This is a genomic window from Paraburkholderia sp. J69-1 (assembly GCF_905220255.1).
Lineage (GTDB): Bacteria > Pseudomonadota > Gammaproteobacteria > Burkholderiales > Burkholderiaceae > Paraburkholderia.
In genome coordinates, this window is sequence record NZ_CAJMZG010000114.1 from 1 (window position 1) to 274 (window position 274).

General features: G+C 56.9%; 1 pseudogene. It reads right to left on the reverse strand.

Going from position 1 to position 274, the window contains the following annotated elements:
• Window positions 1–274 (reverse strand): annotated as a pseudogene (locus U5A67_RS40635) (hopanoid biosynthesis associated radical SAM protein HpnJ); the annotation flags it as partial.

A 274-nucleotide genomic window follows, 5' to 3' on the forward strand; every position in this document is an offset into this window, starting at 1 on the left:
TACCGCCTGTTTGTAGAGCGTCGTGCCCGGATACGGCGCGGCCAACGAAACCTGAATCGTGTGCGGATTGATTTCCTTCGCGTATTCGATGGTCTTCTTAATCGTGTCCTGCGTCTCGCCCGGCAGACCCAGAATAAACGTGCCGTGAATCTTGATGCCGAGCTTCTTGCAATCGGCGCTAAAACGGCGGGCGAAATCCGTGCGTACGCCCTTCTTGATGTTCACGAGAATCTGGTCGTCGCCGGACTCGAAACCCACCAGCAGCAGACGCAGG